6 protein-coding genes and 1 other annotated feature (1 of these 7 only partly in view) are annotated in these 8,296 nt (G+C 70.3%); of the genes, 3 read left to right on the top strand and 3 right to left on the bottom strand.

The features are described 5' to 3' along the window. Positions 1-325, bottom strand: a sequence feature (mutual gap in cmsearch alignment for this rRNA model is longer than 100) (it extends 1,163 nt beyond the left edge of the window). A 638-nt stretch (positions 326-963) separates the two neighbouring features. Then, positions 964-1,500, bottom strand: a complete 537-nt coding sequence (locus SSNG_RS18655) for a MarR family transcriptional regulator (RefSeq protein WP_007265422.1) — start codon at positions 1,498-1,500, stop codon at positions 964-966. Between the two features lie 132 nt (positions 1,501-1,632). On the opposite strand from SSNG_RS18655, the gene SSNG_RS18650 reads away from it, so the two are divergent. Further along, positions 1,633-2,934: an MFS transporter gene (locus SSNG_RS18650; RefSeq protein WP_128637494.1), complete on the top strand. Its 1,302-nt coding sequence runs from the start codon at positions 1,633-1,635 to the stop codon at positions 2,932-2,934. A gap of 89 nt (positions 2,935-3,023) precedes the next feature. Here the strand turns inward: SSNG_RS18650 and SSNG_RS18645 are convergent, their stop codons facing one another. After that, positions 3,024-4,751, bottom strand: a complete 1,728-nt coding sequence (locus SSNG_RS18645) for an ATP-binding SpoIIE family protein phosphatase (protein WP_007265420.1) — start codon at positions 4,749-4,751, stop codon at positions 3,024-3,026. A gap of 245 nt (positions 4,752-4,996) precedes the next feature. Continuing rightward, a complete protein-coding gene (locus SSNG_RS18640) occupies positions 4,997-6,415 on the bottom strand; it encodes an NAD(P)/FAD-dependent oxidoreductase (RefSeq protein WP_007265419.1) in 1,419 nt (472 codons plus the stop codon). Between the two features lie 342 nt (positions 6,416-6,757). On the opposite strand from SSNG_RS18640, the gene SSNG_RS18635 reads away from it, so the two are divergent. Together SSNG_RS18635 and SSNG_RS18630 are read left to right on the top strand one after the other, a co-directional pair. Beyond that, entirely contained in the window at positions 6,758-7,519 is a 762-nt protein-coding gene (locus SSNG_RS18635) for a TetR/AcrR family transcriptional regulator (protein ID WP_007265418.1), read from the top strand. A gap of 268 nt (positions 7,520-7,787) precedes the next feature. Beyond that, on the top strand, positions 7,788-8,296 hold a 509-nt coding region (locus SSNG_RS18630; protein ID WP_007265417.1), incomplete at its 3' end, for a sigma factor.

The raw sequence follows: 8,296 nt of genomic DNA, 5'->3' as shown, positions 1-8,296 counted from the left end.
AAAAATAAAAAGTCCCAGTGTGGCCGGTCGCCCTCTCAGGCCGGCTACCCGTCGTCGCCTTGGTGGGCCATTACCCCACCAACAAGCTGATAGGCCGCGGGCTCATCCTTCACCGCCGGAGCTTTCAACTCCCGCCCATGCAGGCAGGAGTATTATCCGGTATTAGACCCCGTTTCCAGGGCTTGTCCCAGAGTGAAGGGCAGATTGCCCACGTGTTACTCACCCGTTCGCCACTAATCCACCCCGAAGGGCTTCATCGTTCGACTTGCATGTGTTAAGCACGCCGCCAGCGTTCGTCCTGAGCCAGGATCAAACTCTCCATGAATGTTTACCGGTAATCCGGTGCACACGCACGAAAGAGCGGGCCAGTCTTGGTCGGAATATGACCGACTGACCACAACGTCCTCGCTGTGTTGTTGCCTGCCAGTGCCCGAAGGCCCGACAGGTCTTTTTCAAAGGAACCTCATCCACCGGAGTGGACGGGGTATCAACTTCTGGCGTTGATTTTTGGCACGCTGTTGAGTTCTCAAGGAACGGACGCTTCCTTTGTACTCACCCTCTCGGGCTTTCCTCCGGGCTTTCGTTCTTCGTTCTTGCGTTTCCGACTCTATCAGAGTCTTTCTCGCTTGCTTTCCAGGTCCTGCGCTTTCGCGCTTTCCCTTTCCGGCGGTTCCGACTCTATCAGATCCTTTCGGGCCTGACCCCCAGTCAGCGGGGTTTGTCTTCCGGGCTGTTGGGCCCTTCCGACACCTGAACTCTAGCGGATTTCCCCGGCAACCGATAATCGGGCCTTCGGAAATGAATTCGGGCACGCCGAATTCGTTCCCTGTGGGAGTCCGTGCTGAGTAGGTTGCCGCTACGAGGCGGCGGGATTCGTTGACTCCGGAACCTTCCGGCTCCGGGGCAACTCGGAGAACCTTACGGATCCGCGAGGGGCGTGTCAACCCGGGAGGTCAGGGGCCGTCAGGCCCTGGACTGGAGCTCCTCGACGCGGTCCAGGAGGCGGGTGAGCATGTCGCCCAGTACCCCGCGCTCCGCCGTGGAGAGGTCCTGGAGGAGGTCCTCCTCGAAGACCGTGGCCGCGCGCATCGCGTCCAGCCACTTGCTGCGGCCTTCGTCCGTCAGCTCGACGATCACGCGGACGCGGTTGGACTCGTCCCGTTCGCGGGTAACCAGACCCTCCGCCGTCATGCGGTCGATCCGGTGGGTCATCGCGGCCGGCGTCAGACCCAGCTGCTTCGCCAGCTCGCTCGGGCCCATCCGGTAGGGCGCCCCGGAGATGACGAGGGCCTTGAGGACCTCCCACTCCGCGTTGCTGATGCCCAGGGCCGCGGTCTGGCGGCCGTACGCGACGTTCATGCGGCGGTTCAGCCGGCTCAGGGCCGAGACCACCTTCTCGACCTGGGGGTCGAGGTCCTGGAACTCGCGCTGGTAGACGGCGATCTGCTCGTCGAGGCTCGGCTCTTGGACGGGCGCCGCGCCGTCGGGGGTGTCAGGCATGCCCCGAAGTATCGCACGAACCCGTTGGCATCTAACTCCTTCGATGTGTAGAGTTAAGCATCGAAGTTTAGGTATGAAGTTCTGAAGTCTTCAGTCTTCGGCTCTCAAGGCAGGTGAGAAGTGACCAAGGTGATGGGCGCTGCGATGCGGCGGATCCAGGCCGGCAACGCGCTGACCGCGTTCGGCATCGGTTTCACGGTTCCGTTCCTCTACATCTATGTGGCGCAGGTGCGGGGTCTGGGTTCCATGGCCGCCACGAGCGCGTTCGTGGCCTTTGCCCTGGGTGCTCTCGTCGCGCTGCCCTTCACCGGCCGGGTCATCGACCGGCGGGGTCCGGTCCCCGTCGTCATGGGTGCGGCCGTCGCCGCTTCGGTGGGGGCGCTCTCGCTCGGGCTTTCCACCGGCATCGTGCCGATCCTGCTGTCCGCCCTGGCGCTGGGCGCCGGGCAGGCCGTGATGCAGCCGGCACTGGCCACGATGATCGTGTGGTGCTCGACGCCGTCGACCCGTACGCGTGCCTTCGCGTTGCAGTTCTTCATGCAGAACCTGGGTCTGGGCATCGGTGGGCTCGTCGGCGGCCAGATCGTCGACGAGAGCCGTCCGGGCAGCTTCACCCTGCTGTTCGGCATCGAGGCCGTGATGTTCCTGGTGCTGGCGGTCGTGATCGCCACCGTGCGGATGCCGCACGTGCAGAACATCAGCGACGCGATGGCCAAGGACGCGGTGCCGGCGGGCGGTGGCTGGAAGCGGCTGCTGCGGCACAAGGCGATGGTGCAGCTGTGCGTGCTGGGCTTCGTGCTGTTCTTCGCCTGCTACGGACAGTTCGAGTCGGGTCTGGCGGCCTTCGGTACGGAGGCTGCGGGGATCTCCCCCTCGACCCTCGGGTTCGCGCTCGCCGCCAACACGGGTGCGATCGTCGTGGCGCAGTTCGTCGTGCTGAGGCTGGTCGAGAAGCGCCGTCGGTCGCGGGTGATCGCGCTGGTCGGGCTGATCTGGACGGTGGCGTGGCTGATCGCCGGGTTCTCGGGGCTGGGGCACGGCAGCGCGATGATGGCGGCCGCCGCGTTCATCACCACGTACGCGCTCTTCGGTATCGGTGAGGCGATGCTGTCGCCGACGCTGGCGCCGCTGGTGGCCGATCTGGCTCCCGAGGGCTCGGTCGGGCAGTACAACTCTGCCTTCGCCCTGGTCAAGCAGATGGCGCTGGCGCTCGGGCCGCTGGGTGTGCCGCTGGGGGCGGGGATTCCGATGCTCTACATCGGGGTGTTCGTGCTGGTGTCGCTGGGGATCTCGGTGCTGGCGCTGCGGCTGGGCGGGCGGCTGAGCCCGGTGCAGGACAACCCGTCGGTGGTGAGCCGGGTCGTGGCGCAGGGGCCGGCGGTCGTCTCGAAGGCGGCCGGGGCCTCGGAGCGGGCGGAGCGGGTGTCCGCGTAAGGGGTACGGCGGACAGTGGGGAAAACGAGGGGAGAGCCCCCGTCCTTCGGGACGGGGGCTCTCCCTTTTTGGTGTCCCTTTTGGTGTTGCTACTTGTCCGGGAGGGCGAACTCGCACCAGACGGCCTTGCCGCCGCCGGGGGTGCGGCGGGAGCCCCAGGCGGAGGCGATGGTGGCGATGATCGAGATGCCGCGGCCGGTCTCGTCGGCCGGTTCGGCGCGGCGGCGGCGCGGGAGGTGGTCGTCCCCGTCGGTGACCTCGACGATCAGGCGGCGGTCGGTGCGGCGCAGGCGCAGCCGCATGGGCGGGGTGCCGTGCTGGAGGGAGTTCGCGACGAGCTCGCTCGCGGCCAGGACGCCGAGGTCGCAGAGCTCGACGGGGAAGCGCCAGGAGCTGAGGACGCCCTGGGCGAAGGCGCGGGCGCGGGGGGCGGCCTCGACGCCGCCGAGGAGTTCGAGGGCGGCGTTGTGGAAGAGCTCGGCGTCCACGCCGGTGCGGGCGGGCTGCTGGAGGACCATGACGGCGACGTCGTCGTCATGGTCGGCGTCCACGCCGAGGGCGCGCATCAGGCGGTCGCAGATGATCGCGGGGGTGCCCTGGGCGCCGGCGAGGGCGCGTTCGAGGGCGGCGACGCCTTCGTCGATGTCCTCGCCACGGCGTTCGACCAGGCCGTCGGTGTAGAGGACGGCGGTGGAGCCGGGGCCGAGGGCGATGGTGCCGGAGCTGTGGAGCCAGCCGCCGGTGCCGAGCGGGGGGCCGGTGGGGTCGGCGGCACGGCGTACGGTGCCGTCCTCGTCGCGGACGAGGATGGGGAGGTGGCCGGCGGAGGCGTAGGCCAGCAGGCCTTCGTTGGGGTCGTGGACGGCGTAGACGCAGGTGGCGATCTGGCTGGCGTCGATCTCGGCGGCGAGGCCGTCGAGGAGCTGGAGGACCTCGTGCGGGGGGAGGTCGAGGCGGGCGTAGGCGCGGACGGCGGTGCGGAGCTGGCCCATGACGGCGGCGGCGCGGACTCCGCGGCCCATGACGTCGCCGATGACGAGGGCGGTGCGGCCGGCGCCGAGGGTGATGACGTCGTACCAGTCGCCGCCGACGGCCGCTTCGGTGCCGCCGGGTTGGTAGGTGGCGGCGACGCGGAGGTCGTCGGGCTGTTCGAGTTCCTGGGGCAGGAGGGAGCGCTGGAGGGTGACGGCGGCTTCGCGCTGGCGGCGTTCGCTGGCGCGGAGGCGGTCGACGGCTTCGGCGTGGTCGGTGACGTCGGCGAGGTGGACGAGGATGCCGGTGTGCTCGGGGTCCGTTTCGCCGTCGGCGGCGGCCTTGGGGAACTCGACGGGGGTGCAGGTGACGGTGTACGAGCTGCCGCCGCCGGGGGCGGTGCGGTTCTTGGCGGTGCGGGGCTTGCCGCTGCGCTGGACCTGGTCGAGGAGTTCGAGGAGGCCGAGCTCGCCGAGTTCGGGGAGGGCTTCGCGGGCGGGTTCGCCGGTGGTGCGGGGGCCGAAGCCGGCGGTGTAGGCGTCGTTGACGTAGGCGACGCGGTGCTCGGGGCCGTGGACGAGGGCGACGAGGGCCGGGAGCAGGCCGAGGACTTCCCGTACGGGGAGCTCGTCGAGGGCGGGCGCGGCGGGCAGCGGGGCCGTGCCGGTGCCGCGGACGGTGGCGTCGGCGGGGCTGCCGTCGGAGGGCGCGGCGGGGTGGGCGGCGGCGCCGCGGGCTGCCGGGACGGAGCCCTCACCGCGTTTGGCCTGGGCCGCGGCGTGCTCGTTCCGGGCGGCGGCGCGGCGCGTGCCGGGGAAGCGGGCGCTCCAGCGCGTGAAGTTCACTGCGTTCAAGCCTCGTGGTGTCGCAAGTGGTCGCGGTGTGTCCTCCCGGTGGTGCCGGGAGGTGCCCCTGGGGACGGGCGCTGGACGGTGTCGCTCGGTGGGTGTCGCTCTCGGTGGGTGTCGCTCGGTGGGTGTGGCTCGGTGGATCGCTCGGTGGAGCTCGGTGGCGCTCGTGGATGTCACTGTGTGCAGGCGTGAGCCCACCTATGGTCACACGTCCAGTGTGGCTGACGGCACTGACAACGTCAGCCCTGCTTGTCCTGCGGGGGGTCGGGTGTGGGCTGGGGCGGGTGGTGGCGGTGGCCGCCGCCGGCGGCGAGTTCGAATTCTGCCCTGGGGTGTTCGAGGGATCCGAGGGAGACGATCTCGCGTTTGAAGAGGCCCGCGAGGGTCCATTCGGCGAGGACGCGCATTTTGCGGTTGAAGGTGGGGACGCGGCTGAGGTGGTAGGCGCGGTGCATGAACCAGGCGGGGTAGCCCTTGAGCTTGCGGCCGTAGAGCAGGGCGACGCCCTTGTGGAGGCCGAGGGAGGCGACGGAGCCGGCGTACTTGTGCGCGTACTCGGTGAGGAGCTCGCCGCGCAGGGCGGCGACGAGGTTGTCGGAGAGCTGTTTGGCCTGGCGGACGGCGTGCTGGGCGTTGGGGGCGCAGATGCTGCCGGGTTCGGGGGCGGTGATGTCGGGGACGGCGGCGGCGTCGCCGGCGGCCCAGGCGTGTTCGACCCCTTCGACGGTGAGGAAGGAGGTGCAGCTGAGGCGTCCGCGTTCGTTCTTGGGGAGGTCGCTGGCGGCGAGGACGGGGTGGGGTTTGACGCCGGCGGTCCAGACGATGGTGCGGGTGGGGAAGCGGGAGCCGTCGCTGAGGACAGCGACGCGGTTCTCGCAGGATTCGAGGCGGGTCTCGAGGCGGACGTCGATATTGCGGCTGCGCAGTTCACGGACGGTGTAGACGCCCATTTCGGGGCCGACCTCGGGGAGGATCCGGTCGCTGGCCTCGACGAGGACCCATTTCATGTCCTCGGCCTTGACGTTGTGGTAGTAGCGGGCCGCGTATCGGGCCATGTCCTCCAGTTCGCCGAGTGCCTCCACGCCGGCGAAACCGCCGCCGACGAAGACGAAGGTGAGGGCGGCGTCGCGGATTGCGGGGTCGCGGGTGGAGGAGGCGATGTCCATCTGTTCGATGACGTGGTTGCGCAGGCCGATGGCCTCTTCCACCGTCTTGAATCCGATGCCGTAGTCGGCGAGTCCGGGGACGGGGAGGGTGCGGGAGACGGAGCCGGGGGCGAGGACGAGTTCGTCGTATTCGATCTCGATGCCGCCGGTGCCCTCCTCGGCGGTGGCGAGGGTGGTGACGGTCGCGGTGCGCTTGGCGTGGTCGATGCTCCGGGCCTCGCCGATGACGATGCGGCAGCGGTCCAGGACGCGGCGCAGGGGGATCACGACGTGCCGGGGCGAGATCGCGCCGGCGGCGGCTTCCGGGAGGAAGGGCTGGTACGTCATGTAGGGCTCGGGGGTCACCACGGTGATCTCGGCTTCGCCGGATCTCAGCTTCCGCTGGAGACCCAGGGCCGTGTACATGCCGACGTAGCCGCCGCCGACGACGAGGATGCGCGTGCGGGGCGGGGTACCGGGGTCGTCGCCCCGGGAGTTAGCAGCCTTCACCATCCCATGACGCATCGTGGCCGGGAGTTTGTCCACAGGCCCGGCAAATTGTGTGACCGCTGGGGGTGGCGGGACCGGCCCGTCAGGAGATCCGGATCACGTTAAAAGTGCGCAGGTCAGGACTCCGGAGGGGGTGATTCCGGGGAGTTGCGGCGGAAAAGTGGCGGTGAATGCTCCGATCGGGCGGTGGTCGGTCGGCGGCTGCCTCTTCTGAATTGACTCTGGCTCAACTATGTTCGTATCTCGTCGAGGATGTAGGACCAGGGCCCTCATGACCGTGGCCCCCCTCGACACGAAGGCGGGGAGTGTCTCCGGGGGGAGACAAGTGATTACCGGGGGATACATATGAACATTTCCGATTTCCATGGCTCTGTCACCGCTCTGTCCGCGGAGACCGGCGGACGCGTGATGGCGGGCACGACCACCCATGGCGTGGGCCGTTCCACGCCGCTGCGCGTCGACGCCCAGCGCAACCTGGAGCACGTCCTGCGGGCGGCCCGGGAGGTCTTCGGCGAGCTGGGCTACGGAGCTCCGATGGAGGACGTGGCACGGCGCGCGCGGGTCGGCGTCGGCACGGTCTACCGGCGGTTCCCGAGCAAGGACGTGCTGGTCCGGCGGATAGCCGAGGAGGAGACCGCCCGGCTGACCGAGCAGGCCAAGTCCGCCCTGGGCCAGGAGGAGGAGCCGTGGCAGGCGCTGTCGCGCTTCCTGCGTACCTCCGTGGCCTCCGGCGCGGGCCGGCTGCTGCCGCCGCAGGTGCTGCGGGTCGGCGCGGCCGCCGAGGACGAGGCGGACGAGGCCGCGGCCCGGGTGCCGCAGCAGCGCCAGGCCGCCGCGGGCGGTACGGCGGAGCTGCGCGTCGTGGGCGCGCGGACCGCGGTCGAGGACGAGCCCTCGGAGGACGCCGGAGCGGGCGCGCTGCTGGAGGTCGTCGGCCGGCTGGTGGACCGGGCGCGGGAGGCCGGTGAGCTGCGGACCGACGTCACGGTGGCCGATGTGCTGCTGGTGATAGCGACCGCCGCGCCCGCGCTGCCGGACCCGGCGCAGCAGGCCGCGGCTTCGGCCCGGCTGCTGGACATCCTGCTCGAAGGACTGCGTTCCCGGTAGGCGATGAGCCGTCTCCGCGCCCCGCCGGGGCGTGGAGCCGTGGCACCGGGCCGAGCCTTGGGCGGGTCGGCCCCCGCAGGGGTGGGGGCCGGTTCGTCAACGGGGGTCCTCGAACGGCAGGTCGCTCGAAGGGGTGAGGAGCGGTCCGGCGATTCGCCGGATTGTCCCCGGATGGGTGGATGCCGCTGAGAGGGCCCCGGGGTGCCATCGCCGTGTGACAGGCTGGATCGGTGTACCGGTTCGAGTGTGTCGTGCGGAGGCTTCCGCGATGAGCGTTGACGGGCGGGACGAGTCCCTCGGTGGCGTCGGTGGCACCGGCGCCGAGGTCGGGGCGGGCAGCCTGCCCGCCCGGCAGGTCCCGGCCCAGCGCGAACGCGGGGGCAGGCATGCCGCCTCCGGCACGCCGGCCACCGAACTCCCTCCATCCGACGGCGACTTGATCGCCCGCATGCGGGGCGGTGACGACGGGGCGTACGAGGAGCTGTTCCGTCGGCACGCCGATGCGGTACGGCGCTACGCGCGGACCTGCTGCCGGGACGGGCACACCGCCGACGACCTGACCGCCGAGGTGTTCGCGCGGACGCTGCAGGCGGTACGGGGCGGGGCCGGGCCGGACCAGTCGGTGCGGGCCTACCTCCTGACCACCGTGCGGCGGGTCGCCGCGGCCTGGGCGAAGACCGCCCGGCGGGAGCATCTGGTCGAGGACTTCGCGGTAGTTCGCGGAGCAGGCGGCCGCGGGTGCGGGAGGGCGCCGGCGGGCTGTCCGGGGACGGCTCC

This window comes from Streptomyces sp. C (genome assembly GCF_000158895.1).
Classification (GTDB): Bacteria; Actinomycetota; Actinomycetes; order Streptomycetales; family Streptomycetaceae; genus Streptomyces; species Streptomyces racemochromogenes.
This window is presented reverse-complemented; position numbering and strand designations above follow the sequence as displayed.